Origin of the sequence: Anaerotruncus sp. 1XD42-93 (assembly GCF_009917605.1) — a bacterium.
GTDB lineage: Bacteria > Bacillota > Clostridia > Oscillospirales > Ruminococcaceae > Anaerotruncus.
On record NZ_QZEG01000006.1, the window covers coordinates 51,802 to 70,927 of the forward strand.

17 protein-coding genes and 2 tRNA genes are annotated in these 19,126 nt (G+C 52.5%); 5 read left to right on the plus strand and 14 right to left on the minus strand.

All coding sequences use genetic code 11. From position 1 onward, the window contains the following. Nucleotides 1-136: 136 nt before the first annotated feature. Nucleotides 137-1,633, minus strand: coding sequence for a D-alanyl-D-alanine carboxypeptidase family protein (locus D5269_RS04020; RefSeq protein WP_022788625.1), 1,497 nt, complete (start codon nt 1,631-1,633; stop codon nt 137-139). Between the two features lie 228 nt (nt 1,634-1,861). Here D5269_RS04020 and D5269_RS04025 point away from each other — a divergent pair, with 228 nt between their 5' ends. Genes D5269_RS04025 through D5269_RS04035 form a run of 3 tightly spaced genes read left to right on the plus strand, consistent with a single transcriptional unit; the run spans nt 1,862 to nt 4,561 of the window. Continuing rightward, nucleotides 1,862-3,154, plus strand: a complete 1,293-nt coding sequence (locus D5269_RS04025) for an O-acetylhomoserine aminocarboxypropyltransferase/cysteine synthase family protein (protein WP_016317564.1) — start codon at nt 1,862-1,864, stop codon at nt 3,152-3,154. A gap of 25 nt (nt 3,155-3,179) precedes the next feature. Then, entirely contained in the window at nt 3,180-3,857 is a 678-nt protein-coding gene (locus D5269_RS04030) for a hypothetical protein (protein ID WP_147407935.1), read from the plus strand. A gap of 35 nt (nt 3,858-3,892) precedes the next feature. Beyond that, on the plus strand, nt 3,893-4,561 hold the full coding sequence (locus D5269_RS04035) for a metallophosphoesterase (protein ID WP_016317562.1): 669 nt from the start codon (nt 3,893-3,895) through the stop codon (nt 4,559-4,561). A 293-nt stretch (nt 4,562-4,854) separates the two neighbouring features. On the opposite strand, the gene D5269_RS04040 is transcribed toward D5269_RS04035, so the two are convergent. The 3 genes from D5269_RS04040 to D5269_RS04050 all read right to left on the minus strand — a co-directional run bounded on the left by D5269_RS04040 (nt 4,855) and on the right by D5269_RS04050 (nt 6,953). Continuing rightward, on the minus strand, nt 4,855-5,439 hold the full coding sequence (locus D5269_RS04040) for a DUF2812 domain-containing protein (RefSeq protein WP_120484561.1): 585 nt from the start codon (nt 5,437-5,439) through the stop codon (nt 4,855-4,857). Beyond that, nucleotides 5,436-5,759: a PadR family transcriptional regulator gene (locus D5269_RS04045; protein ID WP_120484562.1), complete on the minus strand. Its 324-nt coding sequence runs from the start codon at nt 5,757-5,759 to the stop codon at nt 5,436-5,438. The genes D5269_RS04040 and D5269_RS04045 overlap by 4 nt, the downstream gene beginning before the upstream one ends. A gap of 291 nt (nt 5,760-6,050) precedes the next feature. After that, nucleotides 6,051-6,953: a M14 family metallocarboxypeptidase gene (locus D5269_RS04050; RefSeq protein WP_120484563.1), complete on the minus strand. Its 903-nt coding sequence runs from the start codon at nt 6,951-6,953 to the stop codon at nt 6,051-6,053. A gap of 98 nt (nt 6,954-7,051) precedes the next feature. Between D5269_RS04050 and D5269_RS04055 the strand changes: the two genes are divergently transcribed. After that, entirely contained in the window at nt 7,052-7,594 is a 543-nt protein-coding gene (locus tag D5269_RS04055) for an NUDIX hydrolase (protein WP_243126699.1), read from the plus strand. A 200-nt stretch (nt 7,595-7,794) separates the two neighbouring features. Continuing rightward, nucleotides 7,795-8,772, plus strand: coding sequence for a polysaccharide deacetylase family protein (locus D5269_RS04060; RefSeq protein ID WP_016317557.1), 978 nt, complete (start codon nt 7,795-7,797; stop codon nt 8,770-8,772). Nucleotides 8,773-8,815: 43 nt separating this feature from the next. On the opposite strand, the gene D5269_RS04065 is transcribed toward D5269_RS04060, so the two are convergent. The 10 genes from D5269_RS04065 to D5269_RS04110 form a co-directional block, all read right to left on the minus strand. Beyond that, on the minus strand, nt 8,816-10,471 hold the full coding sequence (locus D5269_RS04065) for an SPASM domain-containing protein (protein WP_166545136.1): 1,656 nt from the start codon (nt 10,469-10,471) through the stop codon (nt 8,816-8,818). A 304-nt stretch (nt 10,472-10,775) separates the two neighbouring features. After that, a complete protein-coding gene (locus D5269_RS04070; RefSeq protein ID WP_120484566.1) occupies nt 10,776-11,336 on the minus strand; it encodes a YdeI/OmpD-associated family protein in 561 nt (186 codons plus the stop codon). Between the two features lie 99 nt (nt 11,337-11,435). Continuing rightward, nucleotides 11,436-13,184 carry a Na/Pi cotransporter family protein gene (locus D5269_RS04075; RefSeq protein ID WP_243150713.1) on the minus strand — a complete coding sequence of 583 codons (1,749 nt, stop codon included), beginning with the start codon at nt 13,182-13,184 and terminating at the stop codon, nt 11,436-11,438. Nucleotides 13,185-13,613: 429 nt separating this feature from the next. After that, nucleotides 13,614-13,688, minus strand: a tRNA-Glu gene (locus D5269_RS04080). Nucleotides 13,689-13,727: 39 nt separating this feature from the next. Next, nucleotides 13,728-13,804 (minus strand) — tRNA-Met (locus tag D5269_RS04085). An 83-nt stretch (nt 13,805-13,887) separates the two neighbouring features. After that, nucleotides 13,888-14,619, minus strand: coding sequence for an acyl-ACP thioesterase domain-containing protein (locus D5269_RS04090; RefSeq protein WP_016317553.1), 732 nt, complete (start codon nt 14,617-14,619; stop codon nt 13,888-13,890). 215 nt (nt 14,620-14,834) lie between these two features. After that, nucleotides 14,835-16,127: a serine--tRNA ligase gene (gene serS / locus D5269_RS04095; RefSeq protein WP_120484568.1), complete on the minus strand. Its 1,293-nt coding sequence runs from the start codon at nt 16,125-16,127 to the stop codon at nt 14,835-14,837. A 27-nt stretch (nt 16,128-16,154) separates the two neighbouring features. Next, entirely contained in the window at nt 16,155-17,009 is an 855-nt protein-coding gene (locus D5269_RS04100; RefSeq protein ID WP_016317551.1) for a ParB/RepB/Spo0J family partition protein, read from the minus strand. 126 nt (nt 17,010-17,135) lie between these two features. Beyond that, complete coding sequence (locus D5269_RS04105; RefSeq protein ID WP_120484595.1) at nt 17,136-17,903, minus strand: AAA family ATPase; 768 nt, start codon at nt 17,901-17,903, stop codon at nt 17,136-17,138. 387 nt (nt 17,904-18,290) lie between these two features. Continuing rightward, entirely contained in the window at nt 18,291-19,124 is an 834-nt protein-coding gene (locus D5269_RS04110) for a ParB/RepB/Spo0J family partition protein (RefSeq protein ID WP_016317549.1), read from the minus strand. Nucleotides 19,125-19,126 lie beyond the last annotated feature (2 nt).

The window sequence follows — 19,126 nt, forward strand, 5'->3', positions numbered from 1 at the left end:
CGGTTGCAAGGAAAAAAGCACAGGAATACTTGCTGTATTCCGCGCATTTTTGACGCGGCAGCTGCCGCTTTTTGTAGAAAAAGACGGCTATTTCGATTTTTCAAACAGCCCCTAAATGCTAAACAGGTTCTTACAGTTACATGCGGCGTCTGCGCCGGCGCGCCTTGTAACGGCGGCGGTTATGGTTGCGAATCATCATCAGGGCGATATAGAGCACCAGTATAACCACAAAAAAGACCAGCACAAATTTAAAAAGGAAAGTGTCCAGAAAACTTTTCGCCTGATCGAGATAATAGAGGGATTTGCTGAGCGGGACCGTCTCAGCAGCGACCAGATCGACCGTCCCCAGCTCCTCCCCTGCAAGTACGATCTTCAAACTGCCGATCTTCTGCCCCTTCTTAATTGGGGCGTCGATGATCTGCGGATAGTCGGGGATCGGGGAAACATCGTCCTTGCCGGTTTCCTTGGGCACAAGGTAGGAGAAGCTGCTCGCTGCAAGCAGGTTAATCTTGTCCACATCCCAGTTCAGCCGCACCGCAACCTCAGTAGCCTCCTCCCCTGCTTCCATCAGGGTCTTGACCTCAAAGGTATCGAATGCCCAGTCATAGAGCTTGCGGGTATCGAACCAGGGAAGGAAATTCTGATAGGCGATCCCGTCCGGGCTTTTGGCGGGGGCTCCCAGACAGACCAATAGATAACTGTATCCGTCACGGGTGGCGGTCGAGATGAAATTCCGGATGTTCTGGTCGGGAAGCGAGCCGGTCTTGACCCCTTTCAGCCCTTCGTAATAATCCTCGTTGCCCGGCTTCTGCATATTGTTGATGCTGGTCCAGAGGATCCCGTTTGGATGGCGCTCGGTCGGATCGGAGGTATAGACCAGGGTGGTCACGATTTCGACAAATTTGTCGTTCTCCATCGCATATTTGGCGATCAGCGCCATGTCATAGGCTGTGGTGTAACTGTTCTCGCTGTAAAGACCGCTCGCATTGGCAAAGTTGGTGTTTTTTGCGCCGATCTCCCGCGCTTTTTCGTTCATCATCTCGCAGAACCGCTCGATACTGCCGTCCCCTACAAAGTCGGCAACCATCATGGCCGCCTCGTTTGCCGACTGAAGCATCATTGCATAGAGCAGGTCGCGCACCTTCAGTTCTTCGTTGAGATAGATGCCGCCGAGGGTATCCACCTGGAGGTTATAAAGCTCGTTCTGGATGTAGGCTTTTAACGGGGTGGTTTCCTCAAGGTCAAGGCCGCTCTCAAGGGCGACAATGCAGGTCATAATCTTGGTCAGCGAAGCGGGCGGCATCCGTACATCCGGTGATTTCTGATAGATTGGGGTATCCGAATCGAGGTTAAGCATATAGATCGCCTGCGAATACAGCTCCTGTTCGAATGAGGGCTTGTACCGGTTGAGGCTGTCCACCGCCGAAACATCGCCGGGAGCCGCAGCGCCGGAGGACGCTTCGGAAGAAGCGCTGCTCGAGCTGCTTCCCTCGGACGAAGAACCGGATGAGGCAGGTTCAGACGAGGACGCGTCCGCGCTGCTTGAGCCGCCGGAAGAGCCTGTGGCAAAAACCGGGACCGCCAGCGAGGCGCAGAGGATCCATATCGCAAGCAGAAAAGCGCATTTTTTCATCGTGCCCAAACCATTCTCCGCTGCCGGAAGCGGACAATCACAACAGGCCGTTCCAGCGGCAAATTTTGGATCGGCCAAAGAAAGAATTGCAGGAAAAGGGGAATTATGCTAAACTGTTCCTGTATAGACTGGCGGAACAGGCGGATATATGATTAGTATACCAAAATTCCGCTGAAAAGGAAAGCAAATTTTCTATAAACTTTAATCGGGGCGACAGGAGGACTGAACATGCTGGATTTTGAAAACCGGGGATTGGGATTTGACACGCTGATGGTGCACGCCGGGACTGAGGCCGATCCGGTGACCCATGCGATCGTACAGCCGATCATCCAGACCACTGCTTACACCTTCGACAGTGTTGACCATGCAGCGCGTCTGTTTGAACTGAAAGAGCCGGGCAACATCTACACCCGTCTGAACAATCCGACGGTGGATGCGCTCGAACGGCGGGTCGCCGCGCTTGACGGAGGGGTGGGCGCGCTGGCGATGGCGTCGGGACATGCGGTGATCTTCAACACGATGCTCAACCTTGCCAATGCGGGGGACGAGATCGTCTCTTCAATCTGCATTTACGGCGGCGCGATCAACCTGCTGGGCATCACCCTCGACCGGATCGGGATCAAGGTCAGGTTTGTGGATCCAGGCGATCTGGACGCGTGGGAAGCCGCTGTGACCGATAAGACCCGGGCGTTTTTCGTGGAGGCGATCGGCAACCCAAACGCCAACGTCGCGGACATCGAGCGGATCGCCGGGATCGCCCACCGGCATGGGGTCCCGCTCATCGTCGACTCGACCTTTACCACCCCCTATCTGATCCAGCCGATCCGGTTCGGCGCGGACTATGTGGTCCACTCGGCAACCAAATTCCTGGGCGGGCATGGCACCTCGATGTGCGGCATCGTGACCGATGCAGGCACCTTCCAGTTCAAGGGCAACCCCCGGTTCCCGCTCTATAACGAGCCGGATAAGAGCTATCATGGGGTGGTCTTTGCCGATTGCGGCCCGCAGGCATTCATCCTGCGTCTGCGCGCAATGATGCTCCGTGACCTCGGGGCCTGCTGTGCGCCGATGAATGCGTTCCTGATCCTACAGGGGATCGAGACCCTTTCGCTGCGGATGCAGAAGCATTCGGAAAATGCCCTCGCCGTTGCCAGGTACCTCGAAGGCCATCCACAGGTCGCGTTTGTCAACTATCCGGGCCTGGAGAGCAGCCCCTATTACCCGCTGACACAGAAATACCTGCCCAAAGGCGCGGGCAGCGTGTTCACCTTCGGGCTGAAGGGCGGGCGGGAGAGCGGTGCAAAGTTCATCAATGCGCTCAAGCTGTTCAGCCATGTCGCCAATGTGGGGGACGTGCGTTCGCTCGTCATCCATCCGGCAACCACCACCCACAGCCAGCTTTCGGAGGAGCAGCTGGCCGAAAGCGGGATCACCTCGTCAACCGTCCGGCTGTCGGTCGGCATCGAGGATGTCAAAGACCTGATCGCTGATCTGGAGCAGGCGATTGCAGCGGCCTGCTGAACGGGCACAGAAAGAAGGAATGGTTATGAAACAAAAAGGACTGATGGCTGCGGTGATGGCTGCCGCCCTGCTGTTCACCAGCTGTGGGGGGAGCCCCGAAAAGGAACTGGACCAGTTCCTCCTGCGGGAGGGGGCGGCGCTGACCGTTCAGCTTGAGGAACTCGCGGGCAGCGAGGCGTATATCGACCTGATGACCGGGGAAGAGATGATCAAAGCTGAGCTTGCCGTAATCAAAGGTTCCGGATTCCAGGCTCCAAAGCAGGTGTATCTGATTGCCTTTCCCGAAAACCATTGGATCGAAATTCTGGACCAGTTGACCGACCGCGAAACTGCTGAACTTCCCGACAACATCCGGGAAGTTGTCAACAGCCGGATCAACAGCACCCTGTTTTCCTCGATGGTGAACGCGGGGTACGGTACAGTGACACTTGCTTCTGCCACACTGGTTTCGTTTGGGAAGTCCTATCCGATGCCGAAGGGGTGGCAAGATAACGCGCTGCTTCTGTTCGAGTGCGAGGGGGACTATTCCAGTCTGGTTTCATTCACCCGGACTGGGGATGGCGTCATCAGCGGCTATGTCAGCCCGCTGAAAAATGGGGATGCAGGCACATGGAGCTCACTGGAAGAGCTGCTTGACCTCGATGGAAGCCTGCAATATTCGGTCTATTCCGGGGAAGATGTGGCCGCTCTGCTGGCCGGCTGACCGGCTGAAAATTTCTGCGAAAAGGGGTATATGCAATGCTCTATGTGACGGGCGACATCCATGCGGATATTCGCCGGTTAAAAGGACGGGCCGCAAAACAGCTGAAAAAAGGGGATATTCTGCTGGTCTGCGGGGATTTCGGATTTTTGTGGGACGGCTCCCCAAAAGAGCTTCGGCTGCTTGACTGGCTCGGGAAACGCCCTTATCAGATTTTGTTTGTCGAGGGCACCCATGACAACATCGACCTGCTGTCCGGCTATCCGGAGGAAACGCTTTATGGCGGGCAGGTGCGCCGGGTGAGCGGGAACTGCTGCCAGCTCCTGCGCGGTGAGTGCTATGAGATTGAGGGGAAACGCGTCTTCGCACTGGGCGGAGGGGAGAGCACCGATATGGATATCCGGGTTGAGGGGGAAACCTGGTGGAGCCGCGAACTGCCTTCTGCCGAAGAGCTGGCACATGCGCGGGAAACCCTTGCGTCGCTCAACCAGCAGGTGGATTATATCATCACCCACAGTGTCGCCCCGACTGTCAACAAATTCCTCGACCGGGAACAGATGCAGATCAACCTGCTGCTGGCATTTCTCAATGAGATTTCCGAGACGGTGCAGTTCAAACGCTGGTATTTCGGCAGCTGCCATCTGGATAAGGCAATCCCGCCGAAATATTGCGCGGTCTATCAGGAAATCCTGCCGGTCATGGATTAGGGCTTGTTTGAAAAGAGAAAGGCCGGCGGTTTTCCGCAGGAAAAACAACTGCAAGAGGGAATCTTTCCGCGCCCCACGCGGTTCCGGCGCAACAGATGCCGCTTTTGTCAAAAAAGGCGGACGCTTTGATTTTTCAAACAGTCTCTGGAAACTGTTTCAGGAGACTCCTGTCCGCGTAAGTGCGTTTCGGCGTTTGCCGGGCAGCGAGGACGGTATTGGGGTCTGGAACCCAAAGCACCCTGAAAAGGAGGGTCCGGGATGAAACCCGGACCCTCCTTTTTGATCTATATTCGTCATTCTTCCAATCTGGCCTGCCTGTTTAACCGCACAAGTTCCATCTGGTACAGAACCAACGGAACCAGGAACAGGGCTGCGAAGCCGATCCCCACCCAATTCCGCATCAAAAGTCCAAAAACAGCGGACATGGAGCAGAAAAACAGGTACGGCTTTCTCAATGTTTTATAGTAAGTTTTCCTGTCCTCACAGGTCGTGTGCAGCTGAAACGCGGTCCCGTCATTGTGTTTTTCCACAATCAAAAGTTCCCGATTGAAGGTGGAAGCATTGGTTGCGATCTGCCCGGATTTCTCAGCCCACGGACGCCAGCGTACCTTTCCAACAGAAAGATTCAGATTGATATTTTTATAGAATACCCGATACCCCATATCCTCAAGAAAAGTACGGTATTCCTCCGCACTGCCTCTCGCCTTCTGCCCGATAAATTCCAAACCGTACTGGACCTGGCCCGGCTCGCACTCTGCAAACTCATACAGGAGTTTTCCTGTGCGCACCAGCCGGTAGCCGCGATCCGCCATCCGGTTCAACCAGGTTTCCTGCGCCGTGAGCAGGCCGCCGAAAAAACGATACACTCTTTTTCTCATATGGCACCTCCAATAATCCCAGCCGCTGTCTGTACCAGCTCCGCAAGACGCGCAAACTCTCTTTCAGCGGCCTGTTTTCCCTGCGCCGTAATGACAAATTCCTTTTTCCTTCCCCCGCTGGCGCCACAAGGTGCAATCCAGCCTTTCTCCTGCAAAGCGTTCAGCGCGCCATACAATGTGCCTGCCCCCAGTAAAAGGCGTCCGCCGGTTTTTTCCTCGACAAACTGCATCACAGCATATCCATGCCTGGGGATGTAAAGGGATAGCAAGATATAGAATGTCACCTCTGTAAGCGCCCCACCTCGCACATGATCCCGCATGGCGCTCCCTCCTTACTACGGCTTCCGTAATAATTATATCAGTAACCGTAATAAAAGTCAATGGGGATGCGAATGCATCCCCATTGGTCAATCCCGGTCAAAGATTGCCGCTTTTTCCCCTGTGCATTTCTACCCTGCGGTTTATCCCGGGCCGGCGGCCTCCCATTCCATCGAAGCGGCTTTCAGCCATCGTGCCACCCTACTTGTACGTCTGCCGCAGCATTCTTCTGCTGTACCCAGCAAAGCCCGTCGGACTTGACGTTCAGGGCTTGCGGCTTTGTTCGATACGCATTATAATAGGATGGAGATTAACAGCATCTCCAACAGCCGCGCATAGATCGGCTCCAGCTCCTCGACGGGGAGTGGATTCCTGCCGCGCCCGATCTCGATTGTGAACGCTGGGCGGTGCAGGCAGTCAATAAACCAGTCTTTGAACCCCGCGTGGGAAGCCATCGGGTCGGGCGGTACCAGCCGATAGCCCGATGCGGAGGCGAGCACCTGCGCCATGAGCTGTGAACGCGCCGGTGTGTGCGCTCCATAACGATAGTAGATCTCCTCCCCCTGGGAATGGAACGCATACGCCTGCCGGATTTGAAAGGTGGTGCAAAAATCCACCAGCGCCCGGCTCTCCGGCTCGCTGTGCGGGGCAGTCCCGCCATATCGGGTCGGCGCGGGGGAACAGATGCCCGCCTGCTGTTCCATCTGTTTTGCCAGCGGATAACCTGCGTCAAAATTGTGGTTCAGGTCAATCCCCCTCGCATTTGCCTGCCAGCGGGAGGTATCTCCCCCGCTCACCCGCCTGACAAACTCCGCAAGGTGCTTTGCCGAACAGGGCCCATTCAGGGAAATCTCTACCCCGTCCGGGTTCAGACAGGGGATCAGCACGACCGAACGGTTTTCGAGTGTCCTGTTTACGTCGATCTCTGCCAGCGGTTCCCCGGTCGCAATCGCACGCAGCAGGTCCTCTGTAAACCGAAAGAGCAGCAATGTGGTCAGCCATTCCATCCCATGTACGCCGCCCACATACAGTGCGCCATGGTACAGCTCCCCAATCCCAAATGCATAGATACTCCGCCCAAGCACCGATTTCCCAATCGGAAATACTTTCACAAACGGATAGGTTTCCCGCAGTTCACATGCTGCCCGGCGGATATTTGCATAACAGGGCGGTTGGGTGTAAAATCCGTCAAACATCGTTCGTTTCACCTCTGTGCCAGTCTATGTGGCGCGGGGCATGTATTATACACTCCGCTTGGAATTTGCGGGGTGCAGCACTGAAAGGAGTGTTTCGCGTGAAACATTATGAAAAAAAAATCAGTTCCGAGCAGATTTATGATGGGATGATCGTCTCCCTGCGGCGGGATCAGGTCGAGCTGGAGAATGGGGACACCGCCCTGCGCGAGGTGATCGACCATCCGGGCGGGGTTGCGGTTCTGGCGGTTGACACGGATGGCAACATCCTGTTTGTTTCCCAGTACCGCTATGCAGTGCAGGAGGAACTGATCGAGCTGCCCGCCGGTAAGCTCGAACGCGGCGAAGACCCGGCTGCTGCTGGTATGCGGGAGCTGGAGGAGGAGTGCGGCTGCATCGCCGGAAGGTTCGAGCCGCTTGGCAGGCTCTATCCGACCTGCGCCTATGACACCGAGGTGATCCACCTCTATCTGGCACAGGACCTGCGCCCTTCCAAACAGCATCTGGACGAAGGGGAATTCCTGACCGTCCGCAAGATTCCTGCGGAGGAGGCGCTGCGGATGGTTCTGTCCGGTGAGCTGCCCGACGCCAAAACCCAGGTTGGTATCCTGAAATGGCATGCAATGCAGCAGAACAAAGCCTGACCAAACGGATTGCCGCGTTTTTTTGGAAAATAATTCTTTTTGCGGCCTGTATGATTGATGCATTCATTGTACACACTAACTCCGAAATAAAAGTTTTATTTCACGACCTTTGCGCCATCCATTGTTAGAAGCTAGACCCTTTTTGGATGGCCTTTGTTTCGCAATCGCTTTTCCCAGTCTATTTTGAAAGGAAGTTTACAATGAAAGCGTTTATCTGTACCTTTATGACGCTGGCTTTGGTCTTCTCTATGACAGCCTGTTCCTCCCGCAAGAGTGAGACGCCCTCTTCCAGCGCGGAACCCTCCTCTTCGTTTGAATCTTCCTCTGCTCCGCCGGTCTCTTCGATCGCACCGTCCTCCGAGCCTTCTTCTTCCATGTCCAAACCGGAGATCGTGGAGGACATCGAAAGTGGCGCATCCAATCTGAAATCCAATGTGGAAAGTATGGTCACCCCGACCATGAGCACCGATTTTGACAAAATCGGTGCTCTTGACGCTGCTCAAGTCAAATGGGGGCCTGGCGTGCAGGTGGATGAGCAGAACCGTACGGTGGGCAGCGAGATGATGCAGGAGCAGTATGGCCGTTTTGATGCCTACTTTATCGCTCCCGAGGACTGCGGAAAACTCTATCTGACCTTCGACGAAGGATATGAAAATGGGTATACCCCACAGATTTTAGACGTACTTAAAGAGAAGCAGGTCAGCGCGGTCTTTTTTGTCACACTGCCGTTTGTAAAATCCGAGCCTGAATTGATCCAAAGGATGATTGACGAGGGGCATGTGGTCGGCAACCACACCAGCCACCACTGGAACCCTACTCAGAAATCACTCGACGAGGCAGCACAAGACATCAAAGAACTGCATGACTATATGAAGGACACCTTTGATTATGAGATGAGCCTTTACCGCCCGCCCGAGGGGGCCTTCAGCGAACAGACACTGGCCATGGTCCAGCAGATGGGATACACCACTGCGCTCTGGAGCTTTGCCTATGCCGACTGGGACCCGAACAACCAGATGGGGTACGACAAAGCGCTCGAGCGCACCTGCCGGTTCATCCACGAAGGCGGGATTTATCTGCTCCATGCGGTGAGCAAGGACAATGCCGAGATTCTCGGCGAGCTGATCGATAACATCCGGGATAAGGGTCTGACCGTCTCTAAGTGGGATTTGAGTTAAAAAAGCGGGGTCTTACAGGTTTCTGCAAGACCTCGCTCCTTTTTTATTGGATCAAAAATGTTTTAGGATGGCTCTCCAAAAGCCCTGACTGACTGAACCATTGCACAAGTTCTTCCACAATATCCATTTGCAGGCGGTATTCGCCGGCTGTTTCGGGCAGTTGAATTGGCATGAACAGGCGTATCCTGTCCTCCACCGCAACAGGCGGCTCAAACCGCGGATAATCCCAATGGTAGATTGTTCCGTCCTGATTGAACCAATGGTAGGAGAAAAAGACATCTTTTTTCGATAAAAGCGGCTTTACCCGTTCCGGGATTTTCAGTTCGATCTCCGCGGTATAGGTGAGCTCCTTTTTCATGGCCTGCGGCAGGTGAATCTTGAGAACGTCGCCGTATGTCTGACCGTCTGCTGTCTCTTCGCGGAAGGTGCCAATATTCTCGGTCTCGTAAAGATAGTAACAGTCGCACCCGTTTCCTGGTAACAGGCGTTCATAATACCTGACCTTCTCTTCCCTTTTTTCCCTGCTGTTCCAGATCAGGTCCCAGTGTTGGATGCAGAACTGGTTGATCGTTGCATTTTTACCCATAATGTTTTTGGAAGCATGGATGCAGTTTGGAAGTTCGATAATCGCCGGAAGATTTCGATAAAGCCTCAGCTGATAGTCCGGCATCCAAGGGCTGGTTACAATATGTTCTTCGGGGGAGATGTACCATTTTCTCGGAATCCAATATGCCGCCTTTGTCCGATCTGAAACATACTGTTGGAGCAGTTCACGTGTGCATTCCGGGCTTAATGTTTCGTCATCATCCATCCGGAAAATCCAGTCTTTTGTGCAAATGTTGAAAATATCAAGTTCGTATGCCTCAAAACAGCCTTTCCCAACCATTACCTCTACCCGGTCTGCCACTTTTGAAATCTCCTCGTAGGCGTATTGATCTGTACTGTCCAGGATGACACATAGTTCATCCTTCAAAGGGACAAGGGAGTGCAGTAGGGAGTGCAGCCGACCGAGATGGATTGCTCTGGTTACCACTACAAAGGAAATACTGCTTTCCCTTGATTCGAGCAACCGGTAGTCTTGCTCAATGAACGTGCTGACCCTATCCGGATTTGTACAGGATTTACATACATCCGGACATCTTTCGAGATCCAAAAGAGGCTGGTTTACAGATGCCTCGAAGTTCAGGAAAGCCTCTGATTGGATAATCTCGCTCAATGGGGTTTCTTTAATATTTCCGATGCGATAGGTATTATCCCAGTCCCTACAGCACAAATGCACATCCCCATAACAATCAATGGGCAGTTCAATATTGATTGGCCTACAGCAGCCATATTTGTTTCTCACCTCGTTTGTATAGATTTCCTTCCGATCATCCAGATCGTCTAAAGACTGATAATTGATAATTCGAGTGATATTGGGGTATCTTTTTTGCAGCTCACAGTAGAAACGATAGCGGCTTTCCCCTCCGTAATTGGAAATGACGATACTGTGAAACAAGTTTAAATACGCATTCTCCTCTATATCGTCTTTTAATAATTCCCCATTTGTCCACAAAAGATAGTCCATCTGCGGTCTTGCTTCGATGATGCTCTGTATCTGATCCAGATATAATAACGGTTCATTATAATAGTGGAATGCAATTTCTCCGGAAAAATGGTGTTCCGCCACGTCGTCAATCACCGAAAGAATTTGATCCATCGTTATGATCTCTGTTTTGTCTTTTTTTAACCGGGCTGATGAAGGAGATTTTTGATGCTGATTACTAAGATTGCATTTTTCACCCAATTCTATAGAGATGATTTTTACTGTACTGAAATCCTTCATCTGATAAACTTCCTTTCTTTCATGGAAGTTTTACTGCTTTCTTTTGAAAGCAGTAAAACGGACGTCCGTTTTACTGCTTTCTTTTGAAAGCAGTAAAACGGACGTCCGTTTTACTTTTTTGAACCATATTTTTCGCCGGGACAAAAAGGTAAAAAACTACCAAAGGTGCGCCTAACAGCTACATCGGTTTGAGATTCTGATTGAGCCTATCCACCATCCAGGCAATTCGCTTTTCCCGTCCAGCATCTGTCTTTGCGTCAAAATATGCTCGCGTGTAGGTTTTCTTCACCGATAAGGACATAGCTCGAAAATTGGTATAGGCCGGCTCATACCCTTCCAGCAGCGCGGATAAACAGGAAATTTGCTCCTCTGTAACCGCCATGGATTTTTTGGCGTACCACTGGCCGTTTTTTTGGGCTTCCTCTATTTTCTTTCTGCCGAAATCGGTCATAAGCCCCCGTTCTTCAAGGCTTTGGGCCAACGCCTTATTTTTCTCCGACCACTTGCTTTTCTCCCTGCGCATAGAAAAATACTTCTTGTAAGTTTTATCGTCAATGCTTTGCATCTGTCCGTCAATCCATCCAAAACAGAGTGCTTCTTCAAGCGCTTCCCCTGCTTTTATCGTTTTCGGTCCGCCAGCCTTCCCAAACAAAAGCCAAATCCCGGCATTTGACAGACAATGATCAGAAAGCCATTTTCGAAATGCCTCCCTGTTGGCAAACTCTATAATATCATCCATCGTGCGCCCTCCTCTGGCTTACCCTGTCCACCGAAGGCGAAAAAACACGCAATGCGTTTATCCCACTTTCTCTGCCAGAAGTGAAAGCAGATTGACCCTTTATTTTTTAATCCGGTTCAGGTACTTGGTGGTATAGACAATATATTTATCCTGATAGCTCTCACTCTGTACCTGTGCCTTTTTATAGAGATGCCGGTCGATCGACTTGCGGTCACCGTCATAGGTGCCCACCGACTCCGCCACGTTGGAGCAAAGGTCCGCGATCCGCTCGATATTGCTCAAGGCCTCAACGAACGGGAACGCTGAATCCAGGGTACACTTTCCCTTGCGCAGACGCTCAAAATGCTTGTCCCGCAGAATCTGCTCCATCTCATCGACCACCTCTTCCAGTGGCTCCACGTTCTGTGCTACCTGCACATTCGCCTTTTTGAACGCATCTATTGCGAGGTCCAAGATTTCCTTGACCGCCTCACTGATCACATGCATCTCTTCAGATGCACGTTTGGAGAGGTTTGACTTGCTCTGGAACAGCTTTTCAGCACATTCCGCGATGTTCTGTGCATGGTCTGCAACCCGCTCGAACTCACCGCAGGTGTGCAGCAGCTCTGAGATTTCGCGGCTCTCGCTTTCGGAAAGTTCCTTCTCCGAAAGGGTCAGCAGATAGGTCTCCACCCGGTTTTCCAGCTTATCCACGACATCTTCGTTTTCATTGATCCGGTCAACGGTCTTGGGGTCAAACGCATCCAACAGGGACACTGCGTTGATAAAATTATGCCGGGCGACCACTGCCATCTGCACCACTGCCTCCCGCGCATGCTCAAGCGCAAGTCCAGGGGAAACCATCAGGCGGTCATCCAGGGTGACAGTTGTAATGTCGATCTCGTTGCTCTGCGGATCATCTTTTACAACTGTGCATGCGATCTTTTCCAGTATACCGGCAAACGGGATAAACAGGAAAGTCGCCACGACGTTAAAAATCGTGTGGAAATTCGCAATACCGCCTTTATCGATCGAAAGGTCCCAGAACGGGAACCCGATCGTATACTGGATCGCATAACAGCCGATCAGGAAGATCACTGTACCCAGAATATTGAAGGTGATATGCACACAGGCCGCACGCTTCGCATTCTTGGAGGCGCCGATCGACGCCAGAATCGGGGTGATCGTCGTACCGATGTTCTGGCCCATGATAATCGGGAACGCCATCGCATAGGTGATCTGCCCGGTAGAAGAGAGCGCTTGCAGGATACCGACCGACGCGGACGACGACTGGATCACCGCAGTGACCACCGCACCGACAATCACGCCGAGCAGCGGGATGCTTCCAAATGCCGCGAACATCTGCGAAAAGGCGGGCAGGTCTGCAAGCGGCTTGACCGCTGCCTCCATTGAGAACATCCCGGTAAACAGGATGCCAAATCCGAGCAGAATCTGCCCAATATCCCTGCGGCGCGCACGCTTGGACCCCATAAACAGCAGGATGCCGATGAGCGACGCGAGCGGCGCAAGGGCTGTGGGCTTCAGGATACTGAGGATAAAGTTGGAGGACTCCAGATCGGTCAGCCGGATGATGTGCGCGGTAATCGTTGTACCGATATTCGCGCCCATGATCACCCCGATTGCATTGCGCAGTTTGAGCACCCGGGCGTTGACCAAACCAACGACGATAACCGTTGTCGCTGAGGAGGACTGAATGGCAGCGGTGACCAGTGCACCGAGCAAGGCTGCCTTAAAGATATTGCTTGTCAGTTTTTCCAGCGTACTTTCAAGCCGTCCTCCTGAAATCCGCTCCAGGCCAGAGCCAAGGATTGACATACCATAGAGGAAGAGCGCGAGTCCGCCAAACATTGAAATCAAACTAAATACATCCATTCACATTCACCATTTCTTTTTTTACATTCTTTACTCACTTCTTTTACGCCTATATTATATCGGATTGGCCCGCTTTTGTATACCCTCTGTCCGCAAATTTGCAGTTTGTTACAAACCAGTTCCCCTAACACAGGCTGTATTGGGGGAATCTACCAACGTTTTCTGTTTTCTATTCCGATGTTCTTTCAGATTTTCCACCGGCCTGCCCTCAAAATGGGGAAAACTATATGCCTTTGGTCAGGCTTGATACACGCAGATTTTATGTGCTCCTGAACGTCCCTGCCAGATAGCCCTACGCGAACGGAGCCTGCTTACGCAGCCAAAATGGAAAGCAGCCAGCCCACTGTTTCGTCTGAGTCTTGCATGGAAAATAAAAAAGTTGCTGAAAACATTTCAGCAACTTTTTGGTGACCTGTACGGGATTCGAACCCGTGAACCCGCCGTGAAAGGGCGGTGTCTTAACCACTTGACGAACAGGCCTTTTATTCAGAAAGCCTCACCTCTCGGTGAGGCTTTCGCTGGTAGCGGTAACTGGATTCGAACCGGTGACACTTCGGGTATGAACCGAATGCTCTAGCCAACTGAGCTATACCGCCATCTTTCGCTCACCTGTATATCATAAGTGAGCGAATATAATTATATCCGACGATTCACAATTTGTCAAGCCATATTCTGCATTTTATCGGAATTTTATTTCAGATTCGAAACAGCGTGCCTCACCGAGCCTGCCTCCCACATAAAATGTGTCCCCGTCCTCTGCGCAGACCAGTTCCAGGTCGATCACCTGGCCGGCCCTCGCTTCCTTCTGGTAAAGGATTCCGAAACTTGCGATCTCCCGTTCGAGCAGGATCTCGAGCGGGACCAGATCACAGACGATGTTGGAGTAAATCGCATTGTTGACATGGAAGTTATAATCAAGATCGCTGTATTTGACCTGGCGCAGATGCCTTTCCCCCGGCCCTTCCGGACGCCTGATCCGATACCCGGTGATGTATTCGCCATCGTTGGGGAACATCTCGATTCCATAGCGGTCAAACTTGGACGGACGCAGGATTTTATGTTCCTGCGGATCGACCAGCAGCCACGCGATACTTACTTCCACCAGCCGCTCCCCTGATATGGTGTCAAAATAGGTGTCGCGGATAAACTGCGCGCCTTTCGGTTTTTTCGGAACAGTGGTGAGCAGGAGCGGTTCGTCGAATCCAGGGCGGCGGTGAATGGTAATCAGCATCTTCGAAACGATGAATACCATCCCGTCCTCATACATCCTGTTGTATCCAATCCCGACCTCATGCAGGTGATAACTGCCCATCTGCTGGGCATGGCGCATGATATTCGCCAATGACATCCGTTTCGTGATGTCGCACTCCGGCTCGATCACCGTGATCTGTTTTGTAAATTCTCTGGGCAAACAACCCCGCCCCTTCTGAAATTTTTGGATGGAACACGGATCAAACACCAAGGCCGCTCCGCTTCACAAACGCTGCCCCACACCATTGCAGGTCTAAAAAGCTGCCTGCAATGGTCTCCCAAACTGTGGACATAGCTTTCTTTCAGAAGCCACCCTGTTCAATCCCTGAATGGCATATATCCTACATCCGGCCTATTGACACGAAAACCTCTTTTTTATTTCTCAGCTGGAACAAGTTTTTCTTTCCCACCCATGTACATCCGCAACGGCTGGGGAATATTCACCGAACCATCCTCATTGAGGTTATTCTCCAAAAAAGCAATCAGCATTCTAGGCGGTGCAACCACCGTATTGTTGAGGGTATGCGCGTAGTAGTTGCCGCGCTCCCTGTTCTTGACACGGATGCCCAGCCGGCGTGCCTGTGCATCACCCAGGTTGGAGCAGCTCCCGACCTCGAAATATTTTTTCTGTCTGGGCGACCATGCCTCGACATCGATGCTCTTGACCTTCAGGTCCGCCAGATCACCGGAACAGCATTCGAGTGTCCGCACCGGAATATCAAGCGAACGGAAAAAATCCACCGTATTTTTCCAGAGATTGCAGAACCACTCCGCACTTTCCTCCGGCTTACAGACCACTACCATCTCCTGTTTTTCAAACTGGTGGATACGGTAGACGCCGCGCTCCTCGATCCCATGCGCACCCACCTCTTTGCGGAAACAGGGCGAATAGCTGGTCATTGTCTGCGGGAGCTGGCTCTCATCCAGGATCGTGTCAATAAATTTGCCGATCATCGAATGTTCGCTCGTACCGATCAGATAAAGGTCCTCACCCTCGATCTTGTACATCATATTTTCCATCTCGGCAAAGCTCATCACACCGGTGACTACATTGCTCCGGATCATATAGGGAGGGATATAATAGGTGAAGCCGCGGTCGATCATGAAATCACGTGCATACGAAAGGATCGCCGAATGCAGGCGAGCAACATCCCCGCGCAGATAATAGAACCCGTTGCCGCTCGTCCTGCGCGCGCTGTCCAGGTCGATCCCGTTGAGACGTTCCATGATATCCACATGATAGGGCACCTCGAAAGCCGGAACAGCCGGATCCCCAAACTTCTCGACCTCAACATTTTCACTGTCGTCCTTCCCGAGCGGTACGGACGGGTCAATGATGTTCGGAATCACCAGCATACGCTCGCGGATTTCCCCTTCCAGACGGGCTTCCAGCTGCTCAAGCTCCATAAGCTCCTTTGCCATCTCCGCAACCTTTGCTTTTGCCTGCTCCGCTTCTTCCTTCTGCCCTTTTGCCATCAGCCCGCCGATCTGCTTGCTGATCGTGTTGCGCTGCCCGCGCAGATAATCCCCGCGGGTTTTGGCATCGCGGTATTGCTGGTCTTTCTCGATCACTTCGTCAACCAGCGGAAGTTTTTCGTCTTGGAATTTTTTTCTAATATTTTCCTTTACTGCCTCCGGGTTCGCACGTACAAATTTTATGTCCAACATGGTTTTGTCCTCCTCATGGTATGGTTTCTATTCTTTGGAAATAGATGCGACGATCTCTTTGAGGTCCGCCTCATCATAAAATTCAATAATCAGCCGCCCTTTGTTTTTCTCCCCCTCAATTTTGACCTTTCGGGAAAGGCTCTGGCTCAACGCAAGCTGCACCTCTGCAAAATAGCTGTTGTCCCAGGCCGTGGGCGGGGCTTTGGGCGGTTTTACCAGCTGCTTGCTTTTTTTGACAATCGCTTCGACCTGCCGCACCGACAACCCCTTCTTGATGATCTCGCGTGCGAGCACCCGGATCATCTCCTCATCCTCGAGCGAGAGCAATGCGCGGGCATGTCCCGCGGACAGCCTGCCGTCCACCACCATCTCCCGCACATCCTCAGGCAGATTCAACAGCCGCATCGCATTGGTAATCACCGGGCGGGATTTGCCCACCCGCTGTGCAACCTGCTCCTGCGTCAGCCCAAACCGGTCCATCAGCTCCCGGTAACCGGCAGCTTCCTCGATGGCATTGAGGTCTTCACGCTGCAAGTTTTCGATCAGCGCAAGTTCCATCGCCTGGGAGTCGGTCAACTCACGGATAACCACCGGCACCGACGAAAGCCCCGCCATCCGCGACGCTCTCCATCGGCGCTCCCCTGCTACCAGCTGATAGGAACCATCCGGAAGCGGACGTACCACCAGCGGCTGCAACACCCCGTATTCTTTGATCGAATCTGCCAGTTCGGACAGCGCTGTCGGATCGAACTGCTTTCGGGGCTGGTCCCGATTCGGCTCGATTTCAGTGATCGCCAGTGTCGAAATCTCCGCCTGGTCAGTACTGTTATCTACAAACAGGGCTTCCAATCCTTTTCCAAGTCCACCCTTTGCTTTTGCCAATCCTGTTCCCCCTTCTGAAAAATCTGTTTCTATCTCCCTATGGCTTTTCAAAAAATTCCGGGACTGATTCGCTGAAGAGAAAACCGAAAAAGGAGGACGGTTTCGACTCTTCGGGCAACTTCCAGTCTATCGTTTGTTTTTCTCTAAAAACTCCTGGGTCAGCTGCTCATACGCTGCGCACCCCTTGGACGCCCGGTCATAGTACATCACCGGCTGTCCAAAGCTGGGAGCCTCCGAAAGACGCACGTTGCGCGGGATCACTGTCCGGTAAATCTTCTGGGGGAAGTATTTTTTCAGCTCCTCCACCACCTGGACGGTCAGGTTCAACCGGCTGTCATACATGGTGAGCAGGACACCCTCGATGTCAACATTAGGGTTATAGAGCCGCTTGACCTGCCGGAGGGTTGCCATCAGTTGGGAAAGCCCTTCCAGTGCATAATATTCGCACTGAATCGGGATCAGGAGGGTATCGCATGCCGTAAAGGCATTGAGGGTAATAATCCCCAGGGAAGGCGGGCAGTCTATCAGGATAAAATCATAAACCGATTTCATCTCTATGAGCGCCTTTTTCATCTGCATTGCCCGATCCTGCATCTCCACCAGTTCGATCTCCGCGCCCGCCAGCTCAATATTGGAGGGCAACAGGTCCACATTCTCAAATTCGGTCTGCACGAGCATCTTTTCCGCCGGAGTATCTCCAACCAGCAGATCGTAGGTGGAAAACTCCAGACCACGCTTGTTGATCCCCAGCCCGGAGGTGGAGTTGCCCTGCGGATCAACATCCACCAGCAGCGTCCGGAACCCCTTTGCGCCGAGCGCAGCAGTCAGGTTGACAGCCGTCGTCGTCTTGCCGACGCCCCCCTTTTGATTCGCAATCGCAACTATCTTTCCCATAACTTCCTCCGTTAAACCAGCACTTCTGTCCTTCTCATCCGTTTTTTCTGTCCCCTCAAACAAGGCTTTCCTGCACTATGAAAACCGCACGATGTGCGGTTTTCAGGTCATTGTTGTATCTTTGCCCAACCTTCCCTATCGTCAACACGCAGAGCGCGCTTGACCGGCAGGATCAAAATCATTTTTTGAGTATTTCAATTATAGCACAGCTTATCCTGTTTGTTAAGAGATTTTTTGAAAATCGCAGATGTTTCACATGAAACATTTCCCCGGAACGCCAAAAAACCTCCGGAAAGGAGGTTTTTTGACAGGGAAACGTGTATAAAATTTATTTACCAACCTGTATGCAGCGGGTGTGCTGTTTCACCGGCCGCATACAGGGATTGGTCACGCAGAATGCGAGCTTCGATAAGCGCTCTTCTTTGGAATCTTCACCAGATAGTGAATGTACTCTTCGTCTTCTTCCTTGCTGGTATCCACCTCGATCCCCGCAAGCCGCATAGTAGAAACCGCTTTGGTGATCGTGTTCATAAAAATTCGCAGGTCTTTTACAACAAACAGGCGGGTGGCGGGTTTGCTCGGCGGCTTCTCCGGTACTGCGGTGAGCAGCGACTCAATATAGCTCTCGCTTTCCCCCACATTCAGCCGCTCTGCAACAATGTACTGGATCGCCTCATTGACCAGCCGTTCATTTGGCAGGCGGAGCAGAGCGCGTGCATGACGCTCGGTCAGCCCATTGTCAAGCATCTTTTGCCGCAGGTCTTCTCCAAAGAAGAGCAATCGGAGCTTATTGGCAACCGTTGACTGCGCCTTTCCCAGCTTTTTGGCGACCTCCTGCTGGCTCATACCGCTTGTCTGCATCAGGGTTTGGATTCCCTGCGCTTCCTCGAAATAGTTGAGGTCCTTTCGCTGAAGGTTCTCGATCAACGCGAAGACCGCAGATTTCTCATCATCCACCCGGTTTACGATCGCGGGAATCTGTTCCATGCCCAGCATCTTGCAGGCCATCAGCCGGCGTTCCCCGGCTATCAGCTGATAGCCGTTTTCCCATTCGCGAACTGTGACCGGCTGGAGCAGCCCATTCTGGGAGATACTGTCCGCAAGCTCCTGCAAAGCTCTTGGTTCAAACTGGCTGCGCGGCTGGTAAGGATTCGAAGAGATTTCCCGGATGTTGAGCAAAAGAACCCTGCTGATGGTTTTCTGTTTTGTAAACATCCCCATTT